This window comes from Priestia sp. VA7, assembly GCF_055710015.1.
On record NZ_JBVQPN010000008.1, the window covers coordinates 62,499 to 83,729 of the forward strand.

The following is a 21,231-nucleotide window of genomic DNA, read 5'->3' on the forward strand; positions in this document are numbered from 1 at the left end:
CTCTCTGTCTCATTGGACGAAGAGTTTCTTTCTGCTTTTCCTTTTGTATCTTTTATTCCCTCTACGGATAGTCCCGGTATAATTCTCAATATAATCTTGAATATTCCCTTTCGTTACTTGTAAACCGAACATCCTTGATATACCAACGATTTCCTAATTTCCAATAAGAAGAAAATGTATTAAAAGCGCACATGTTACACTTGTGAAAGTTCTCACAAAAATAGTTTTGCAGTGAAATATTCCTCGATATCCCCATTTATGTAAGGTATGTAAATGACAAGTAGGAATAAAGAAAAGCTTGTAAATAGCAAGAGATGTTGTGTATTTTAAGATGCATAAAGATAAATATATCTTTTACTACTAAACCCAATAGTTCTCCAACAAAAAGGACTTTCTAAACTGATTAGATAAATTACCCAAAAAAGTTAAATTGACCATATTTATCTTATGTACTAGAATTTATCTAAACGCAATAAGTAGGAGAATGGTATTAATAATAAACATAAAGAATGATGTTTGGATTCATTGTGGGATAAAATTGGATGTTTTTAAACCTGAGGAAATAGCGACCTATGTCTATATACAGTCAAAAGGATACTTCACTTGGCCTTATTGTGATATGCAATTGTTTCTGAGTACCAAAAATAAAAAAGATTTTCGATCTGTAAAATGTTACAAGTGAGAGATCAATAAGCTATTTTCTAGAAGGGGAGGATAGAAAGATAATTTATGTACTCTAATACTTGGAGAAAGAAAGTTTTTCAGCAACTAACGTTATTTATGGATTACCATCAACTTCACTGGATTTTAAATCATGACTATCCTGAATGGGAAAAAAAAATAGTGAAACAACAATTAGAAAAAAGATTTAATGATAAGATTTTCTAGCTTTATAAGTAAACCGAAGAATTATTAATTAGGAAGCTTCAAGAGCTTCTTAATCCAAAGAAAAAAAAGACTATAAAATAATTCTTGAAAATTATTTTACGGTCTTTTTTCAGTTTATATGAATTTAAAAATTGCTATATTTAAATATTCCTCTTATTCTTTAGTTGATGCGTTTAGTGATTGTTTATAATAGTCCCATGTATGGGCAGTCTCCTTACCTAAACTCCATGTTCCAGTTCCTTTCAGGTTGTATTTCTTTATTAATTGGAGCTTTGCTTTAATAGATTTTTCATTTTCATACCATAGTGTGTAAGTTCCGGGAGGAAGTTTTGTCCCATTTACTGTACTCAAATCATCACTCGTTTTAATAGTAAATGTAGCCATGGGTGACTGATATTTCTTATTGTAAACAATATCTCCATCATATTTTTTTATAAGAGCAGCTACATTTTTAATCGGAACATCAATACCTCGGACCGTCCCTTCATCATTCCAAAGCCTCCCATAAAAAGGGATCCCTAAAACAATTTTTTGAGACGGTACTTTCTGTGACAAAGCATATTTAATTGTTTTTTCTACAAAAGGGAGACTTGCTACCGGTCCAGAAGTTTCGTGATTAACCGAATGTTCATCATATGCCATTAACATTAGATAATCACTGTATTGAGCTAATGTAGTATAATCATAAGCGCCTTGCCATCCAATGTTCCACCCTTCAGGATTTGCAGCTACTGCCACAGAAACTTCTTTTTCTTTAGGTAATTTCTCCTTTAGAAGTTTTACTAACTTATTATAATTTTCCCTTTCCCCTTCGGTAACATGCTCAATATCGACATTGATTCCGTCAAGATCATATCGTTCAACCATATCAGAAATCTGAGAAGTGAGTTCTTCTTTGTTTTTCAATGCGGCTTTAGCATATTCTTCGTTCCAATCATCGCTTATAAACGGTACAACTTTAATAGATTCTTTGTGCATTTCTTCTATAAATTTAGAGCTAATAAGTTCGGACACTTGTAGTGTACCACCAGAATTCAACTTAAAGTAGGGAGGGGAAACTTCATCTAAGGTCCCCTTAGTTTGTTTAATACTTTGAAGCTGGTCACTAATATCACCGTCATAAAGATAAGACATAACAAACTTGTCATTCTTATCTGGAGCTGCCTTTACTTCATAAAAAATAAAGGCGCATGCTAAGGTGATTGCAAGTAAGAGGTACACTTTCTTCATTTTCATTTTATTGGTTTCTCTCCTCCACCTGTTGGGCTTATAAAAGCGCATTTATTAATTGTTTATGTTTAGGCGCCTTTTTCTATTTCTTTTTCAGGGAGCTTAACATTTCCTGAACGCTTTAGTTTATTCCATCCTACAAGAATACCTTTTAAGGCAAATATGATTGATTTCCATACTGTATATGTCAAAAAGTAACGGTAAACAATACGCTGCACAAATAATAACAATATAGGTTTTGTCTTCACTTTTTCTAATTTAAATGAATAAAATGTAGTCAATAAATCTATAGCTAGAAATCCTGCATAAAAAGTAAGAATTTTAGGCATATCTCCAAACAAACCGATAATAAAAATTAGGTCAGCTAAAGGCGCGAGTGCCTGTAATACATATTGTAACCACATATTTGGCAAGCCAATAAATCCTAATGTTTTTTGCTTTGGATTGAATAAAGCTCCTCGATGTTTCCATAGACACTGTAAAATTCCATAAGACCAGCGAAAGCGTTGTTTGATAAAGCTTGTCAAGTTTTCTGGAGCTTCCGTATAAGCATAGGCATTTGGTTCATACGTAATACGATATCCTTTACGTAATAGCTTCAATGTAACATCTGTATCTTCTGCTAACGTATCTTCTTCAAAATATCCAACCTCTGCCACGGCTCTTTTACGCCAAGCACCTATAGCCCCTGGTACAACCGTAATACAATTCAGTTCATCAAAAGAACGTCTTTCAAGGTTACAACCTGTTACATACTCTACATGTTGCCATAAGGTTAAAAGATTTCGTATATTTCCTATTTTAACGTTCCCTGCCACAGCTGCTACTTGCTCATTATCAAAGTTATTAACAAGTAACGATATTGCATTAGAAGCAATGGAAGTGTCAGCATCAAAAATGACAATAATTTCACCGTTAGACTCTGTAAATCCTGTATTGATAGCTGAGGACTTCCCGCCATTTTGTTTGGTAATAAGACGGACTCTAGAATCATTATAAAACACCTTCTTAACCACATTAGCTGTCTGGTCGGTAGAACCATCATCAACAATAATAAGCTCAAAATTAGTATAGTCACTTTTTAAGATAGAATGAACTGTATTTTCAATTACACTTTCTTCATTATAAGCAGGAAGAATGACAGTAACCGACGGGTTAAATCCTTCTCTTCTTCTCCTATTCTCATAGTTACGTTTATGTTTAAAACTAAAGAATAAAAGGAACAGCAAACGTATAATACCTATAACAATAGCAGTAGCAAAGAACCAAGTTCCGAACTTCGAGAAGAAAATATATAAAGTATCAGCTAGTTTATAGAAAGTCATATATAGGCTTGAGCTTTCTTGTACTTTTGGCATGACATCGTCACGATTTTTTTCTACTAATTCACTAGGTGTGACAAATGTGTAGCCTTTTTCGCGAAGAGTGTCAATGATTTTAGGAAGAGCTTCGATTGTAGTAGATCGATTGCCTCCAGCATCATGAAGCAAAATAATATCTCCATTTTTAAGATTTGTCTCTGTCACCCGTTTAACTATCTCATCGCTCGATTTTGATTCCCAGTCCCTACTGTCAATTAAGGAACCAACCATTGTATAGCCCATATTCTGAAACTGAAATACTGATTGAAGTTCGTCTTCAGAATAATCAGCATCAGTAGTATAAGGTGGGCGAAGCAGAGTTGTAGAATGACCTGTAATTTGTTCAATAAGCCTTTGGGTAGAATTTAATTCTACTTGTAAAGTTAAAGAATTGTCCTTTTTTATATCAGAGTGGCTAAAAGTATGATTACCGATTGTATGACCTTCTTTATATATTCGTTCAACAATTTCAGGATAAAGAGCAGCTTGTTTTCCTAAAACAAAAAAAGTTCCCTTCACATTTTTCTCGCTTAAAATATTAAGTACTTGAGGCGTAAAGGTTGGATCTGGTCCATCGTCAAATGTAAAGGCTATTTTCTTACTTTCTAATCCTCCAAACCTTTCAATATAATAAGGAATCGGATATTTCTCATATGTCTCAAGATTAATAAAACCATTTGTATCTACTTTAATATTTCGGGATCCTACTTCAGATTCTGGAGATACTTTTATAACTTCCCCTTTTCCTTTAAAGTCAATTGGAGTTAAATTCTCTATAGTTTCCAGTTTTTTAACGTTATTTTCTATGGAGGTATTACTTTTTAGTAAGTCCCATATATTCATCTCTTCGTAACCGAGACTTTGGATAGCCAGTCCTTTTATTCCTTGTTCCATTGCTATTTTTAATTGGTTATAGGATGTTACAGCATCTAAAAACCAAATAATATGTTCTTTATTATCTTGCATGTATCTTAGATAAGGACTTCTGCTAGTTTGATCCCATTGAATTTTCAAATTTGATTCAGAAGCCTTTTCCATTATTTCCGTATATGTTAAATATTTGCCTGATTCTTTACTATCTACTGTCCAGTCATACCCAAAGTTTGCTAAACAAACAATTAACTTTTCGGGAGGGACAGGTAATTCATTTATTACTTTTTGAGACCAACTAGCAGAGGCAACTGATCCCGGTTCAGTAGTTTCAGAATGTTCATCAAAAAGCATGACAATCATTCGATCAACTGTTCCTGAAAGAGCAGAATAATCATAAGCTCCATTATCTGGCGTTACAGTTAAAATGACTTGAAGATCGTTAGAATGAAACAGTTTATACAACTCAGACATAAAAGAGGTCAAAAGAACTTTGTCTTCCTCACTCATATCTCTAAGATCCATATTGATCCCATCATAATGGTCACTTTTTACTTGCTGATACAAAGACTTAATGAATGCTGTACGCGACTTAGAGGAGCTAATTAACTCATGAAACATTTTTAGATCCGAGGTATTTTGTAAACTGAGTCGGGGCATAATTTTCACATTATTCTCTTTAGCTAACTCATCGATGTCCTTTTCCGTAGTTTTTTTAACAGTTTTGTTAGATCTTAAGTAGTACCAGTCAGGCATTACTACACCAAGAGAATCAATATTTTCTTTTAAAGAAGACTTACTGTAATCGTCATCCTTTTGATAAAAACCATATATATTGTCTTTACTTATTTCAGAAACAGCATCTTTTTCATTCAAACTCAGTTTAGATGAAACTTGGCTCGAAGATGCCAGTTGTTCATTAATTGGAATAACATTATCTTCTTCTAATTTTAGTGCAGATAAGTCTGGATTTTTAAATAAACTTACCGCAATCACTGAACTAACTACAATAAAAAATATCATAATTATAACTGTAACTATCCTAATAATACTCCAACGTTTCCCAGAAAGATCTTGGAAGACAAAATTCTTTGGTGGAACTCCTTTCAATTTTTTTAATAGTCTATACTTACGTAATTTCTGAGCAAATTCCCTAAACAGCATTACCACTCCTTGATTTTATAAATAAATCTTACTTTAATTTTCAATAATGAAATTTTAAAGTAAGTGAAATGAAAAAATATTTCATGTGGGGATGTTACCAATTTGTCTCACTAGTAATCTAGTATGTAAATTGAAAATGAATTTATGATGAATATAAACTGAAAGTTAGCTTAAAATTATAAACTTCAGTAAATTCCTTGAGGGGATGATAAACCATAGCTCTGTTTTAACTAAATATGAAGAATTAAAAATGTATTTACTGTTTTTTGGAAAAAATGGTCTTTTAGCGAAACTTATACAAAAAGGAAGACATCTTATTTTGGGAGATAACCTTCCTTTTTAGTTTATCTGTTGGTATAAGTAAACTTAAGAATGTCCTGTCATTATAGCTTTGGATATCTCCAAACATATAGAGGATAAGAAGCAGAAGGAAGAATAAAGAAAGACTTGTATATAGTAAGAGGTATTTAACTAAAGGTTTTAACCTAACTTCTAAGAAAAAAATAAGAATTTCTATCATTTCATTAAGTAAATATAAACATACTTTATTAAAAATCACGTTATCATTTATCAATTTTTGTAGAAAAACCAACAATTTTTCTACAAAGTATACTTTTAAGGATTTTGTAAAAAAATTGAAAATCAAATTACCAACGGTCTTAATGGAATGATTGTTATTTAAATTATCAGAATTTTTTAATATTTATATTGAATCTCACAATATTGCGTGATATAATCTAAATTACAAATGGTATATACCATTATATTTTTTATACTCAATGGTATATACCATTGAGTAGCTAACTTAAAAATTATGAGGAGAGATTGCTAAATGTTAAAGTTTAACCCACAGAACTACTTAAAAGTAACAAATGGAGCAATTTTATTAAGAGCAGAAATAGAAAAGAAAATGGATGAAGTTTCAAAAAAAGAATTTAAAAACTTATTCCTTATTGGATCAGGGGGTTCTATTGCTATTATGTATCCATTTGAATACATATGGAATTCTACTTCAACTATTCCTGCTTACGCTGAAATTGCTTCTGAATTTATGCTACAGAGTCATAAGCAATTTGATAAAAATTCAGTTGTTATTCTCTCTTCTCTATCTGGTACGACAGAAGAGACTGTTGAAGCAGCACAATATTGTAAGGAAAGAGGAGCAACTACTATTGGATTAGTAGGAGAAATGGATACACCATTAGCTAACATCGTAGATTATCCGATAGCTAACTACGCAGAAAACGACTATGCTGCAGATTCAATAAATCTTCAAATGTATATGATTATCTTCAGACTAATGCATAATAACGGAGAATTCCTAAAATACGATAAATTTGTATCAGAGTTAGAAAAAATGCCTGAAAATCTAATTTCAGTAAAAGAACAGGCGGAAGAAAAGGCTAAAGAATTTGCAAACAAATATAAGGATGAAGATTATCATATGTTAATTGGATCTGGAACAGCATGGGGAAGAACTTATGCATATAGTATGTGCGTATTGGAAGAGATGCAATGGATTCGTACGAAGTCCGTACATGCAGCAGAATTTTTCCACGGAACAATTGAGCTGGTTGAAAGAGACACGAGTATTATCTTACTTAAAGGGGAAGATGCAACGAGACCATTAGCTGATAGAGTAGAGCGTTTTGCTGAGAAATATACAGACAAGCTTACGATTTTTGATACTAAAGATTATACGCTTGAAGGGATTAGTCCAGAATTTCGTCAATATTTCCCTCCACTGGTTTTAGGAAGTCTACTTCAACGAGTAAGTGTTCACCTAGAAGATAAGCGCAATCACTCCTTAGATAAAAGAAGGTATTACCGTACTGTAGCTTATTAAGAATTAGTTAAACTTGAGGAGAATATAAGATGTAAGCGTTCTCCTCAAGTGAGTTTCTTAAACTACAGATTTTAGTAATAAAAGAATCAATAACTACTACATACGTCAATACTTTTCTGGAAATTTAAAGTTTTTAAACGTACAAATAGATGTGTCTGATGAAAGAAAGTTTTTGGAAAAGTATTGATTATAAAATAATTTCCCTTTAACATCCATTCATTAGACCTAGGGCATCATGAATTTAAAGTTAATGAAGAGTTAACAGAAGATAATCCGAGAGAATGTGTGAAAGGATGTTTTATTGTGGCTCGTAAGTATCAGATTACTTATGAACTAGCAGGAATTACAGTAGGTTGTTTTCTATTTGCTTTTGGAACCAATTGTTTACTAACACCTTCAAGTTTACTAGCTGGCGGGCTGGGGGGAATTTGTGCAATTTTTTATCATCTATCTAAGAAAACGTTTGGGAAATTGAAATTGAAATGGTAGTCTAAATAAATTTTATTTGGTATATACCATTTTGATTTTTCTGTGATATGATAACCCTATCTTTATAATTTTAGGAATTTTCATTATTATCAAACAATATTACTGTCAGGTTGTAGGCGATTAATAAGTAAGAACATCTTTAATATAGGGGGAAGTTTGTAATGAAAAAAGTTCTAATAGTATGTGTGACTCTTATTTTACTTATTGGGATAGTGGGATGTGGAAAAAATACATCAACTAGTGGAGAAGCTTCAAAAAATGATAAGGAAATTAAAGTAATAACTACAGCTGGAGGATATCCATTTAATGCTACAAACCCAAAAACGAATAAAATTGAAGGTTTTATCATCGATATTGTTAATGAAGTAGCGAAGAGATCAGATGTAAAAACTCAAATATCAACTGGAGAATGGAATTCGCTTATTCCTTCTTTACAATCCGGTAAGGCAGATGTTATTGCTGATGCTATGTATATTACTGACGAAAGAAAAAAACAAATTAACTTTACAGATCCCGTGTTTGGCTTTGGTGAAGGCCTTATTGTACCAGAAGGTGACAAAACGACAAAATCATTGAAGGACTTAAAAGGAAAAGTTATCGGTGTTCAAATGGGGACGTCATTTAAAGATATGCTAGAAAAAGAGAATAAAGATTTAAATATAAAAGTGAAGACTTACCAAACACTATCCGATTTACTAAAAGATATTCAGACAAACCGTATAGATGCAGCTTTAGCAGACGCTCCTACTTTTAGTTATTTTAAAGCTAAAAATCCTAATATGAAGTATCGAATTGTTGACGGGTATGTTCCTTCTCTTACAGGGAAAGTTGGAATAGGCGTATCTAAAGATCGTCCTGAACTAGTAAAAAAATTCAACAAAGCAATTCAAGAAATGAAAGCTGATGGCACTCTTAAAGATATTTATAAAAAATGGGGTGTGAATTGGGACTTTAATTAATGAAGAGGGAGGGGACTAAAAATGAATGATTTTTTATCAAATGCGAGAGAATTTGCACCAAGATTTCTTGAAGGTACCATTATTACAGTTGAATTAACCATAATATCATTAATTCTCTCTCTTATTATTGGTTTAACGGTTGCTCTTGGTAAAATAACCCCTAATAAATTTATAAATAAAGTATGTGGTATTTATATCAGCATAGTGAGAGGAACACCTCTCTTAGTGCAAATGATGTATGTTTACTTCGTTTTCCCTGATTTAGGTCTTTCATTAAGTGCTTTTCAGGCAGCTATTGTTGCTCTTTCTATTAATGAGAGTGCTTACTTAGCTGAAACATTCCGAGCAGGTATTAAATCCATTCCTAAAGGACAAATGGAAGCAGCAAAGGCTATTGGAATGAATTATTCTCTTTCGATGCGTAGGATTATTCTTCCCCAGGCAATTAAAAATGTCATCCCTGCCATCGGAAATTCAGCTATTGTGTTAATTAAAAACTCTTCGCTAGCAGCCGTTATTACAGTGACAGAGTTAATGCATGAAGGAAATCTCTTAGCCTCGTCAACATATCAAAATATACAGATATTCACGATGATCGGGATTATTTATTGGGCTTTACATTATCCACTTGCCATTCTTGTAGATTATTTAGAAAAGCGAGGTAATAAAAATAATGTTACAACTAGCCAATATTAAAAAATCTTTTAATGAAAAGAAAGTGATTAAAGGAATTGATTTATCAGTACGTAAAGGTGAAGTAGTCGTTATCGTTGGGCCAAGTGGCAGTGGGAAAAGCACTCTTTTGAGAATGATGAATGCCCTTGAATATCCTACTGAAGGAGATATCAGGTTAGAAGGAGAGTCTATTCTCTATAAAGATATAAATGGAAAGCATATTTCACGAAATGACAAGGAATTAAGTAAATTTCGAGCTGAAATCGGAATGGTATTTCAAGGTTTCCATTTATTTGCCCACAAAACTGTTCTTGAAAATATTATTGAAGGGCCTATTCACGTAAGGAAAATAAAAAGAGACCAAGCAATACAGGAAGCAGAATATTTGTTAAAGAAAGTTGGTTTGTTAGATAAACGTGATCAGTACCCTCATTCTCTTTCTGGGGGGCAGCAACAACGAATTGCTATTGCAAGAGCATTGGCTATGAAACCAAAGATGTTGCTTTTTGATGAACCAACTTCTGCCTTAGATCCTGAATTAGTCGGTGAAGTGCTTATAGTAATGAAGGAGTTAGCACTAGAAGGAATGACAATGGCTGTAGTTACCCATGAAATGGGCTTTGCTCGTGAAGTAGGTGACCGTGTCATATTCATTGATCAGGGAGTAATTGTTCAAGATGCACCACCAGAAAAGTTCTTTCATACTACTAATGGTAATGAACGTATCAGAAAATTTTTAAGTACATTATCAAGAAATGCTGTTTGAAACTGAAAGTACATTTGAAAATAAAAAGGATCTTTAAATTGATTATAGGGTTAAAGAAAGTAGAATAACTTTAAATTAAATAATAGATCCTTCACTTTTATTTAAATAACTTACTTATTAGATGAAATATAGATACAGAGGTGAAGGGAAATGAAGGTAATAGGGATAGGGGACAACGTAGTTGACTATTATCAAGACCGTGATGAAATTTATCCAGGAGGAAACGCTCTGAATATAGCTGTTTTATGTAAAAGATATGGGGTTGAGAAAAGTTCGTATATTGGAGTAATCGGAAACGATCTGGCGGCTGATCATATTGTAAATAGTTTGGTGGCTGAAGATGTTGATATCTCTAGGATCAGAAAAGCATATGGACCAAATGGAGAATCTGTAATCTCTCTTAACAAAAATAACGATCGTACCTTTGTCGGATCAAATAATGGAGGGGTGCAAGCCCTAATAAAATTAAACTTTGATGAAACTGATCTTAACTATATTTCAACTCATGATCTTATGCATACAAGCTTATATAGTCATATAGAACAAGATTTACCTGTGCTCTCTGAAAAAATAGCTATTTCTTTTGACTTTTCTTTCCGACACGAAGAAACATACCTTAAAGAGGTTTGCCCCTATGTTGATTATGGATTTTTCTCAGGAAGCGAATTGAACGAAACGGAGTGTATTGAGTTAATGCACTACGTGAAAAGCTTAGGAACAAAAGTTATTGGAATTACAAGAGGGGAAAAAGGTGCCTTATTTTTAGTAGATGAACAAGTTTATAAACAGCCTATCGTTGAAGCAAAGGTAATAGACACCCTAGGAGCAGGTGATTCCTTTATCTCGATGTTTTTGACACATTATCATCAACATCATAATGTAAATGAAGCATTGTATCAATCGGCAATAGCAGCAGCAAAAAACTGTGAAAGTTACGGTGCATTTGGATATGGATTAAGTAAAAAAACAAATCTCTCAAAAAAATTGGTATGATTTTTTAGAGTATCTTTGAATTATAAGGGACGGTCCCTTTAGTATTTGAGTCCGTTCCCTATTTTATTTTATACTTACCACAGATAACTATTATATGAAAGGTTATCATTCTTAAAAATATTGGAGTATTTTTTATTTTAAATGGTATTGATTGAAGTTACCCAATATTTATCCAATAAGATTGACTAATTGTAGCTTTATGCCAAGGTTGTAAACTTTTACTTATATATATATTATCTATTAATAACAGATATAATTTGAAAATGTAAAGAATGGGGTAGAAAATGGAAAAAGAAATTGATGGAGTTCCTTATTATCAAAAGCTGAAAACAATGTTTATAGAGGAAATTAAAAATGGAAATCTTAAGTACGGCGATAAGATTCCTTCAGAAAGGGAGTTAGCTGATAAATTTAGAGTGAGTAGAATGACAGCTCGTCACGCGCTATCTACTTTGGAAAGAGAGGGATTTGTAGAACGAAGAGTAGGCGTAGGTACATTTATATCTAATCGTAAAATTCAGTGGAATTTTATAACTGTAAATAGTTTTACGAAAGGGATGGAGGACAAAGGATTAAAACCTACTACTGAGACAATCTTTGCAAAAATTGAAAAAGCAGATGAATTTCTAGCAAATAAATTAAATATTTCTATTGAAGGAGAAGTTTTTTCTTTAAAAAGATTAAGAATTATTGATGATATTCCAGTTGCTATAGAATTAAGTCAAATACCATACAAGTTTTGTCCGCAAATAGAAGAGTGTATATCTAACAAAATATCCTTATATAAGATATTAGATGAATTTTATGGGTTAAAATTGGCTAAACAAAAGCAGTATATGCGAATATCTTTATCCGATTCGATTGAAAGCAAATTACTTAAAATTGGAAATGAAACCCCCTGCCTCTCGATTGAAGGCACCACTTATGATTCTTTAAAAAGACCTATTGAATATTACCAAACGTTAGCAAGAGGAGATCTTATCGAATTCTACTCAGAACCTACTAATCCCCAGTGAGTATAAGCTCTAATTGTTTTTCATTTATTTTTAAATTTTCTATGTAGTTATTCCATAATTAATCAAAAATCATCTAACCTTATATAAGGTTAGGTGATTTTTAAAGTTCAATGCTCCTTTTTCCACAACCATTGCAATAGATAAAACTTCTTATAGGTTTATATAAAGTTAGAAAGTTCTTGCAATACATAATAAAAGGTTTCTATTTATCGTAATACTGAAATATATTATTATTTTATTGTTTCCACAGATTAATATACAGTTTTAATATAAGTGCATTAAACATAAAAACTATAATTGGGACCGTCAATAATTTTGTGTAAATACGAATTTCCTTTTCTTATAGATGTTATTCACTAGTTTGTTTTAAACATCATTTGTAGCTCTGCGCGAGCTTGATCAAAACCAATGTGACATCTCGTAGCAAAGCGCTGATTATACTGGTCAAATTGGGAAACAAGGAAGCGTTCAAGTGACTCTTCGTTTGGGAATTGTTCCTTACGCTTACTATATTTCTTGATTTGTTTATTAAAAGATTCAATGAGATTAGTCGAATAAATACTGCGCCAAATAGACTTAGGAAAGCTATAAAACGTGAACAAGTAAGAGTTATTGAGCAATGGCTTTGTCACTTTTGGATACTTTGACTTCCACTTTTCAATAAACGAATGCAGGGCCTGTTGGCCCATTTCAAGGCTTTCTGCACGGTACACGGATTTAAAGTCTTCACAGATTTCAGCTCGATCAGATACACGAACTTTATGAGCAATCGTACGCGAAAGATGGATGCAGCATGTTTGATAAGAAGATGCTGGATAGACAGAGAAGACACTGTCTGAGATGCCTTTTAACCCGTCGTAAATAAACAACAGTATCTCCTCTACGCTACGAGATTTGATGTCTTCTAAGAGTTCTTTCCATACAAAGGCGGATTCGTTAGGAGCGATTGTATAGCCAAGTACTTCTTTTGAACCGTCTTCGCGAATGCCAACGGCAATATAGACAGCTTCTTTTGACACCGTATCTCGTTTCAAGGCAATGTACGTAGCATCTAAATAAACGCACGCATAACGTGCGCACAAGGTTCGATCACGGAAGGCTTCTACCTGTTCAGACATCACCTTTGTCATATTTGAAATTGTTTGAGGCGTGTAGTGATGACCATACATGCGCTCCATTAAATGGGCAATTTCAGCTGTCGTTACACCCTTTTGAAACATATGGATGACAAACGCTTCAAGCGTATCATTGGCTCTTTTATAAGGAGCCACCGTCTGTTGCTTAAAATCGCCATTCCGATCACGAGGAATAACGAGATGAAGTTCTCCAAACTCTGTGTGTAGCGTCCGTTCATACGAACCATTTCGTGAATTCCCTGTATTAAATCCAATACGGTCATATTTTTCATAGTCTAAGAAAGCTGTCAATTCGCTCGCTAAGAGCGTATTAACGGCATTTTCTAAGTGAGAACGGAAAATTTTCGTTACATCTTCTTTTTGGACTAGAGCTTGAACAAGATCTGTTGTAAACTGATTCATAGGAAGACCTTCTTTCTTTGAATTGGTTGTGGTGACTTAATTCTACAAGAAAAGGTCTTCCTTTTTGTATTTATTCATTTACACAAAATATTTTACGCTCTCCTATAATTTCAATTAGTATAAAGTAATTAATATATCAATAATAAAAGTAATGATTAATGTATTTTATTAAAAAATAGTTTTATAATTTACATATCTTGTAGAAAAAGCCCATATTTGTCGTAATCAATACTAATTTCTCTCTTTGAACCATCTCTAAGAGGGAATACTCTAAACCAATCTTTCATGTAATCATATCTCCTTAAAAATGAAAAGAGCAACCATCATATACTGGCTGCTCTCTCTAGAAAAAATGCACTCACGCAAATGTGTATGTGAACGTATTAGTGTTATACTATATCAGTAATAAAAAAAGGAATAATTTTTATTTACCTTGATACATTATTAATCGCTCTTTTGCTAAATTAATTAATTCCTTTAACTCTCTAACGGACTGCTTGTTATTACAATCACTTAATAAATCTATTGTGTCTTGCAAAAACTGTTCTCTTCTTTTTATTCTTTTATACTCAGCTCTATATTCTTCTGCCATCCTTGCTATTCGAGTAGAACCCTCACGAGGAGTCGCAACTCTTTCAAAATTTGAGGTGCGAGGCTTTGTTCCTTTTTCATCAAACGTAGCGTTGTCTGGATTCCTGTTCCTCAATCCTGATTGACCCAAAATACTCCGTGCCGCCCGTTCTCTTCCAGTGGCCATTATCATTTCCCCTCTCTGCAATTGAGATTTGAAATAAACCGTCCTGTATAGATTCAATAACAACAAAATAAACCCTTCTTTAAATATTTAGTTGCAGTTAAATAAAATCTTTATTATTTTTTGAGTGGATAGGCAAGCTTACTGCAATAGCTACATAGTATCTAAAGAATCGCGCTTCGTTACCTAATCAGTAGCTAATTCAGTAACGTTACCGCGTTAGCACAAGCTTTATATACGTAATGACGCCCTTCATATTGCTTTCTTTATTGGACCCTTCACTAGTTATAGATAATGACCTCACTTTTCCTTTATAGAAAAAGCAGGGCCGTCTAAAATGTTAGGTATTTTTTTCAAACGTTACAACATGTATTTCATTATCTATCAATCGAAAATATGTCTTTGGATATGATCCAATATAAGTAGGTAATCTTCCTTTTTCATTCTCTATATAAACGTTATAACCTAACTCATCGACAGTCTCAAATCCGTAATACTCCTGCCCTTTTGTGATATTCAAGCTTTCAGCCAAACCATCTAAGACACATATGATTTTTATAAATTCAACTTCTTTATTTTTTCCACTCATACTTCCACTCTCCCACTTAATAATTTTCTGTATATTCAGAATTATATCGTTTTAAAAAGTGTTACTCCATACGCCAATCGACCCTATTGAATTAAATACCGATGTTTTTATGCAAAAACGGCAATCTCTAAAACTTGGGTATGTACAAGAGGTCCATAAAAAAGGCAGCTTTTGTTCAATTGTTCGAAGTTGAGACAAAAACTATTGGAGAATGAATAGGTTATTAAGAAGACCTTATATCTAAGAGGAGTAACAAGTTTTTTAATATGAGCGTATCGAATCAGAACGTGTTATATAGGAAGAAGAAATCTAGTCGTGATATACTAATAACAAATATAAATATGACGGAGGGCATTATGACGAAACGATTAGATTTGCGTGTCGACTTTGCATTTAAATCGTTATTTGGTACCCATGGAAATGAATCCATTTTAGCTGCCTTTTTAAATGCGGCACTTCGCTTTCCAGATGAGAAGAAGATTCAAACGGTTCAGTTATTAGATCCGCATTTTAATAAAGAAAACCAAGAAGATAAACGTTCAATTTTAGATGTACACGCGCAGTTAGAAGATGGAAGCCGCGTTAATATTGAAATTCAACTTAATAATAAGCATGATATGGAAAAGCGAACACTCTATTATTGGTCCAAAATGTATAGTAGCCAAATGAAGGAAGGTATGGATTACGGAGAGCTTTGTAAAACCATTACTATTAACATTGTGAACTTTCGTTATTTATCACATATGCATGATTATCACTCCACCTTTCAGTTATATGAGCGCGAACAGAAATTACTTTTAACCGATATGCTGGAAATTCACTTTATGGAACTACCTAAGCTATTAATTAAATGGCGTAACAGAGAGGTAGACCCACGAGAAGATCAACTTGTTAGATGGTTATTATTACTTGAAGCATCGGAAGATGAAGAAATCACTCAAGTATTGGAGGAGATTGCGATGCAAGAAGATCAAGTATTAAAGAAAGCAATAGATGAATGGGAGCGTGTGAGTCAAGATCCAGAAGTATTACTTGCTTATGAAGCAAGACGAAAAGCTCTTTTGGATGAAAAATCTGCTTTAAAAAGAGCAGAAACGCTTGGAGAAAAAAAAGGAAAAGAAGAAACGCTAAAAAAAGTAGCCTTAGGCATGATCGAAAAAGGACTTGATGATGCTGTAATTATTGAATTAACAGGCTTTACTTCAGAAGAAATTGAAAAGCTTCGTCGTCAATAAATAGAAAAAAGAGCCGTATCTAAAAGATACGGCTCTTTTTTCTACACATGGCAAGTGTATAGATTTTATAACAAGGAAATGAAACATCTAATCCCACTTTTTACAGAGTTATTTGTTTCTAAGAGTTAGTATGGCGAGCACATAAGGTAAAATACATCCACTATTTACCATGTATATGCCTCTTCTATAATAGGAAACTTAAAAGAAACAAGGAGGTGACACAACATGGCAAACAACAAAAGTAGCAACAACAACGAATTATTAGTATATGGTGCTCAACAAGCAATCGATCAAATGAAATATGAAATCGCGAGCGAATTTGGTGTAAACCTTGGTGCTGATACAACTTCACGTGCGAATGGATCAGTAGGTGGCGAAATTACAAAACGTCTTGTACAAATGGCTGAGCAACAACTTGGCGGAGGACGTTTCTAATACAACTTTATAAGTGATGGCTAAAGGGAGAATGGAAATTCATTCTCCCTTTTTCTATGAATAACTTTCTACATCATGTTATGAAAAAATAGAACTTTGAGACAACCATTCACACATAAAAAACCCTGCACCTCTTACATAACCATCTACTCCTTACCTACTGCAGTAAGGGTTCTTTTTTATTTTTTGAGTGGACAGGCAAGCTTACTGCAGTAGCCACATAGTATCTAAAGAATCTTAACTTCATTATTTAATCAGTATCTAGTTTAGTATCGTTACTGCGTTAATACAAGCTGTATAGGCTTCGTGAAGCCCTCCGTGGAATCTGTAAGGGAGCTGAGCCGAAGAGGCGAAGGGGGCGACCGGATGTGTTGAGCTGAAATTATGCATAAATAAAAGGCCAAAAATTGAACGAATGAAAGAAGGTATCAACATGAGAAGAACAAAAAGATTTACCTTTCGAAAAATCTTTCTTCCACCTCACAAATTATCTCTCACGAGACCTCGTCCCTTCAAGGCTTATTCCTTTGTCCCGTTTAGCCCACTTGCCATGCTTGACCCCACTATTCTGACCATAGGAGGCATTGTCTTAGGAATTGCTATTATCGAACGAATATTAGAACGATGGGGTGTGATCGATCTTGTGGATCAGTTTGCGAAAGTGATGCGCTTTATCTTGCCTGTTACCTTCTATAGCGCCTTGATTTACTTTTTTGCGACCTTTATGTTCTGAGGAGGAATGTTGATGTTTGAAAAACTCAAATTACGTGGCCAGTTGATAAAAGCGTTTCGTACGGCAGAGATTTACCGGGTGGTGAAACGTGGAGACCGTACCTCCTATCTGTTTCCGAAAATTCATCAAATCGATCATCATCACACCTATACACGGTACGCCTTTTCCTTACTGAATGGGATCGATCCTGAGCTTTTAAACAAAAAAAGATGGGCATTACGGCAAGTATTAGGTAGCAACATCGAGATAAATGGCAACCTAAAGAATTTTAGTATCACCGTTCATCATAAAAGCCTACCTAAGATGCTCAATTATCGTTATGAGGTCATTCATCACCATATTGAGAAAATGGAGCTCCCCGTATGCATTGGTCAAGATATCTATGGAAACCCTGTTTCATGGGATTTTGCAGATTTAGAAACGTTACTGATTTCTGGCGAAATTGGGGCAGGAAAAAGCAGCTTAATGCGTGTCATCCTCACAACGTGGGTGAAGTATGCCTCACCTGAAGACTTGCGCTTGGTGTTAGTAGACCTTAAACGAGCTGATTTAGGGTTATTTCATGGAATTGATCACGTTGATGCGCTTTGTTTTGAAGCGAAAGATATGAGAAAACCTTTTGCCTTACTTCGGGCTGAAATGTATCGACGAGGCGACTTACTATTAGAGCACGGCGTGACTCACATCAGCAGGCTCCCTTTTAAGCTGCCTCGTATCGTTGTGGTAATTGATGAAATGTCTATAGTGAAGAGAGAAACGGAGCTTGTAGAAATGATTCAACAGTTTGCCAGCCAAGGGCGTGCACTAGGTGTTCATACGATTATTGCCATGCAGCGTCCCGATGCCGATTTGTTGAATTCAGCACTGAAAGCAAACTTGAGGGTACGGATCTCTGGTAGGCAGGCCGATGCCACAAATGCAAAGGTGGCAGGAGTACTTGGGGCAGAAGAAATCGATGCCGAAGCAAGAGGACGTATGAAGATTAAAATCGATGAGGTGAAAGAGTTTCAAGCCTTTTTCTTAGATGAAGGAGCTTGTAAGGAGATACTTTCACCTTATAAAACAAAGGTAAAAGATCCTGAACCTCAACTGGAGGTTGTGTCACAGTCTATCTTTGGATTGTTAGAGAAGGAGGAACAGCGATGAGCTTTCGGTTATCTCAGCGTGATAAAGACATCATTGGGTTTATCAATCAGTTTCGGGCTGTGGATCGAGACTCATTAGTGGAACTGTTCTTTAAACAGCTGAAATCGCCCATAAATGCGTGTAATAGTGTGATGGTACGTTTGTATCGGTTAGGGCTGATTGAACGTACACAGCAGTATTCTCCGACGGTCTATTTGCCTGTAGATGCGAAGATTAAAAAGAACTCTCAAAAAATATTACATTTCCTTTATATCTTGGATGTCTATAAACAAATGTGTACGTATAGTGTACCTAAACACGTCCTTGTGGAAGATAAGCCCACTGGACGAAAAGGAGGGATTGAACCGGATCTATTTTGTATTTTTAAAGGATCTCCTTTTTGGATTGAAATACAGAGAAATCAGTATTCAGAACAGAAAATGCAAGCGAAGATTAGCCTCTATGAAGAGTTTTTCTTTTCGGATGAATGGCAGGCATTACATTGGCAGCCGGAGGATCGAGCAGCCATATTCCCTTCCGTTATTTTGATTACGCCTATTCGTTATGCGGTATCTTCAGAACATATTCGCATCATACAAGTAACAAGTATTGATGGATTGATGGAGAAATACAGAAGTTCAACTAAACAGCAAAGAGATGGAAGACCAAGAACATCAGCTTCTTCTGGTGGAATTAAAATTAACTTAACATAAGATAGTAAGAAAATATGCCTTCTGATAAAAAAAGAAAGCTACCCCATCGTTGTGGGACTGACCCCTGATTTCGAGACAGGGATCAAAACACCTTTTAAACAGCCAGTTGTCGGTATTGTACCGGTGACTGGTTGTTTAGTTTCGTTTGAATACGGATATGGTTATAATAAGTAATGTAGCTTTCGACAGTTTGCTCTACGATGGCAGTCGTAGTACATGTTAACTCGTCGAGGTAAAACGTTTCAGACTTTAGGCTGGAATGAAACGATTCAATGGAGGCATTATCTGCAGGTGTCCCTTTGCGGGACATACTCATGATGATGCCTCTTTCTTTGACTTTTCGTTGATACGCATATGATGTGTAAACCGAACCTTGGTCGCTATGCAACGTACATCCCTCAGGTAAAGGAGGGAGTTGACGTAATGTATCTAAAACAAACTCTACGTTTTGACAATCACTCACTGAATACGCAATGATTTCACCATTAAATAAATCTTGAATACTTGAAAGATACAACTGTTTAGGTCCAAAAGGCAAGTAAGTAATATCGGTAACCAGCTTTTGAAGAGGGCGCTCTGCTCGGAAATTACGGTTTAACACGTTTTCTGCAACCTGATAAGGTTGTCCTGTTTGTTTCCGTTTTTTCCTTTTCACTCGGCATTGCCAACCGTATTTCTGCATAACACGCTGCACTACTTTATGGTTGATATGCATGGTTTGATTGAGTAACGCTGTAATTTTTCGATAGCCATATCGAAATTTATGTTTACGGCACTGCTCACCAACTTTTCGTTCTATCCATTTCTTTCCCTTTGTTTCTTCTCCTTGCTCATTTTTCTGCCAACGATAATAAGTGGATCGAGGAATATCCAGACACTGACAGATTTGAGAGATAGGCAGTTTCTCTTTTAATTCTTCTACTAAGTTCAATACAACTTCTGGTACCACTCCCTTTCCAACTCTTTGTACTTTTTTAAGACTTCAATCTGTTGCTTTAAATATCGATTTTCAGCTTCTAACTTTGATGGAGTATCTTGAGAATGAGCTCCTTTTCGAGGAGTGTATGTTTGCCCAACGGGCTGTGCCAGGTGATAGGATTCTCCATTTCTATGCCACCTCATCCATGTTTTGAGCTGTGTATAGTTGCGAATCTGTAAACTTTCCATAACTTCTTTGATTGGTACTCCTGATAATCTCATTTCAATTGCTTTTAATTTCACTTCTACTGGATAGCTAACTCTTTTTCCCATAGAAAAAACACCTCCAAGTTATTGTTAGGTACTACATACCCGTTTTTTACTTAAAGGTGTTTTTTTATTTGTCTCACTTTATGGGGTCAGTCCCCCTGTTCAGGAGTTTTTCTGCTACATTTATTTAACCAAAGGATGGAAATCTTTCGACCTCTTGAGTAGTTTGTTCAAAGTATCAACAATAATTCTTTCAGTTTACTTTTTTCTACATTAACTCTTAATTAATTGTATAAAAAGACTTATATTGCAGGAATTTAGAAGAAATTTGTTGAATAAATAGTCTTAATTTTCAATATTTTATTGTTAAATGATACCGCCTAATTAATCTCAATTAGGACAGTTGGAGGAATCATGAGTGCTAAAAGAAGAAGAAAATAAGTTTGATGAGGAATGGATAAGTCTCATGAAAGAAGCACATCATCTAGGTCTTTCAATCGTGGAAGTAAAAGAATTTATATACTCAAAGCAAAAAGAGCCTGTTTCTAAATAATACAGGCTCTTTTTGCTTCTGAAAAGGCACATTATGATAACTAGAACTATTCTATAAGGAATAATAAACGTTTATAAAAATGAATTAAATACTAGTTGTTTCACGATTATT

The 21,231-nt window shown here is 34.3% G+C and carries 19 protein-coding genes; 13 read left to right on the forward strand and 6 right to left on the reverse strand.

The genetic code is table 11. The features are described 5' to 3' along the window. Positions 1–1,041: 1,041 nt before the first annotated feature. Together AC0C45_RS25770 and AC0C45_RS25775 are read right to left on the reverse strand one after the other, a co-directional pair. Positions 1,042–2,124, reverse strand: coding sequence for a glycosyl hydrolase family 18 protein (locus AC0C45_RS25770; protein ID WP_472929005.1), 1,083 nt, complete (start codon positions 2,122–2,124; stop codon positions 1,042–1,044). A 62-nt stretch (positions 2,125–2,186) separates the two neighbouring features. Continuing rightward, positions 2,187–5,513, reverse strand: a complete 3,327-nt coding sequence (locus AC0C45_RS25775; protein WP_472929006.1) for a glycosyltransferase — start codon at positions 5,511–5,513, stop codon at positions 2,187–2,189. An 832-nt stretch (positions 5,514–6,345) separates the two neighbouring features. Between AC0C45_RS25775 and AC0C45_RS25780 the strand changes: the two genes are divergently transcribed. From AC0C45_RS25780 to AC0C45_RS25810, 7 genes are all read left to right on the forward strand, one after another. Continuing rightward, on the forward strand, positions 6,346–7,359 hold the full coding sequence (locus AC0C45_RS25780) for an SIS domain-containing protein (protein ID WP_472929007.1): 1,014 nt from the start codon (positions 6,346–6,348) through the stop codon (positions 7,357–7,359). 303 nt (positions 7,360–7,662) lie between these two features. Then, the gene (locus AC0C45_RS25785; RefSeq protein WP_472929008.1) at positions 7,663–7,848 is read left to right on the forward strand and encodes a YitT family protein; all 186 of its coding nucleotides are present in this window, start codon (positions 7,663–7,665) and stop codon (positions 7,846–7,848) included. Between the two features lie 161 nt (positions 7,849–8,009). Next, positions 8,010–8,807 carry a substrate-binding periplasmic protein gene (locus AC0C45_RS25790; protein ID WP_472929009.1) on the forward strand — a complete coding sequence of 266 codons (798 nt, stop codon included), beginning with the start codon at positions 8,010–8,012 and terminating at the stop codon, positions 8,805–8,807. Positions 8,808–8,828: 21 nt separating this feature from the next. Further along, the gene (locus AC0C45_RS25795; protein WP_098525984.1) at positions 8,829–9,503 is read left to right on the forward strand and encodes an amino acid ABC transporter permease; all 675 of its coding nucleotides are present in this window, start codon (positions 8,829–8,831) and stop codon (positions 9,501–9,503) included. Beyond that, positions 9,481–10,248, forward strand: coding sequence for an amino acid ABC transporter ATP-binding protein (locus tag AC0C45_RS25800; protein ID WP_472929010.1), 768 nt, complete (start codon positions 9,481–9,483; stop codon positions 10,246–10,248). The genes AC0C45_RS25795 and AC0C45_RS25800 overlap by 23 nt, the downstream gene beginning before the upstream one ends. A gap of 150 nt (positions 10,249–10,398) precedes the next feature. After that, positions 10,399–11,241: a PfkB family carbohydrate kinase gene (locus AC0C45_RS25805; protein ID WP_472929011.1), complete on the forward strand. Its 843-nt coding sequence runs from the start codon at positions 10,399–10,401 to the stop codon at positions 11,239–11,241. A gap of 284 nt (positions 11,242–11,525) precedes the next feature. After that, on the forward strand, positions 11,526–12,257 hold the full coding sequence (locus tag AC0C45_RS25810; RefSeq protein ID WP_472929012.1) for a GntR family transcriptional regulator: 732 nt from the start codon (positions 11,526–11,528) through the stop codon (positions 12,255–12,257). Between the two features lie 356 nt (positions 12,258–12,613). Here the strand turns inward: AC0C45_RS25810 and AC0C45_RS25815 are convergent, their stop codons facing one another. The 3 genes from AC0C45_RS25815 to AC0C45_RS25825 form a co-directional block, all read right to left on the reverse strand. Beyond that, positions 12,614–13,795: an IS256-like element ISBame1 family transposase gene (locus AC0C45_RS25815; RefSeq protein ID WP_472929013.1), complete on the reverse strand. Its 1,182-nt coding sequence runs from the start codon at positions 13,793–13,795 to the stop codon at positions 12,614–12,616. Between the two features lie 424 nt (positions 13,796–14,219). Then, positions 14,220–14,552, reverse strand: coding sequence for a hypothetical protein (locus tag AC0C45_RS25820; protein ID WP_472929014.1), 333 nt, complete (start codon positions 14,550–14,552; stop codon positions 14,220–14,222). Positions 14,553–14,889: 337 nt separating this feature from the next. Continuing rightward, the gene (locus tag AC0C45_RS25825; protein WP_472929015.1) at positions 14,890–15,138 is read right to left on the reverse strand and encodes a hypothetical protein; all 249 of its coding nucleotides are present in this window, start codon (positions 15,136–15,138) and stop codon (positions 14,890–14,892) included. 356 nt (positions 15,139–15,494) lie between these two features. Here AC0C45_RS25825 and AC0C45_RS25830 point away from each other — a divergent pair, with 356 nt between their 5' ends. The 5 genes from AC0C45_RS25830 (at position 15,495) to AC0C45_RS25850 (ending at position 19,379) form a co-directional block, all read left to right on the forward strand. Then, a complete protein-coding gene (locus AC0C45_RS25830) occupies positions 15,495–16,373 on the forward strand; it encodes an Rpn family recombination-promoting nuclease/putative transposase (protein WP_472929016.1) in 879 nt (292 codons plus the stop codon). 225 nt (positions 16,374–16,598) lie between these two features. Next, complete coding sequence (locus tag AC0C45_RS25835) at positions 16,599–16,808, forward strand: alpha/beta-type small acid-soluble spore protein (RefSeq protein ID WP_098580618.1); 210 nt, start codon at positions 16,599–16,601, stop codon at positions 16,806–16,808. Positions 16,809–17,241: 433 nt separating this feature from the next. Beyond that, the gene (locus tag AC0C45_RS25840) at positions 17,242–17,541 is read left to right on the forward strand and encodes a hypothetical protein (protein ID WP_335443323.1); all 300 of its coding nucleotides are present in this window, start codon (positions 17,242–17,244) and stop codon (positions 17,539–17,541) included. 12 nt (positions 17,542–17,553) lie between these two features. Beyond that, positions 17,554–18,687, forward strand: a complete 1,134-nt coding sequence (locus tag AC0C45_RS25845; RefSeq protein WP_472929017.1) for an FtsK/SpoIIIE domain-containing protein — start codon at positions 17,554–17,556, stop codon at positions 18,685–18,687. Further along, on the forward strand, positions 18,684–19,379 hold the full coding sequence (locus tag AC0C45_RS25850) for a hypothetical protein (protein ID WP_472929018.1): 696 nt from the start codon (positions 18,684–18,686) through the stop codon (positions 19,377–19,379). The genes AC0C45_RS25845 and AC0C45_RS25850 overlap by 4 nt, the downstream gene beginning before the upstream one ends. A 94-nt stretch (positions 19,380–19,473) precedes the next feature. Here the strand turns inward: AC0C45_RS25850 and AC0C45_RS25855 are convergent. Beyond that, positions 19,474–20,630 (reverse strand): IS3 family transposase gene (locus AC0C45_RS25855; protein ID WP_472929020.1). Its coding sequence is split into 2 segments (ribosomal slippage): positions 19,474–20,360 and positions 20,360–20,630, totalling 1,158 coding nucleotides; the frame shifts between segments, so codons are not numbered across the junction. A 355-nt stretch (positions 20,631–20,985) separates the two neighbouring features. On the opposite strand from AC0C45_RS25855, the gene sinI reads away from it, so the two are divergent. Then, on the forward strand, positions 20,986–21,120 hold the full coding sequence (sinI, locus tag AC0C45_RS25860) for a DNA-binding anti-repressor SinI (RefSeq protein WP_472929021.1): 135 nt from the start codon (positions 20,986–20,988) through the stop codon (positions 21,118–21,120). The last annotated feature ends 111 nt before the right edge of the window (positions 21,121–21,231 follow it).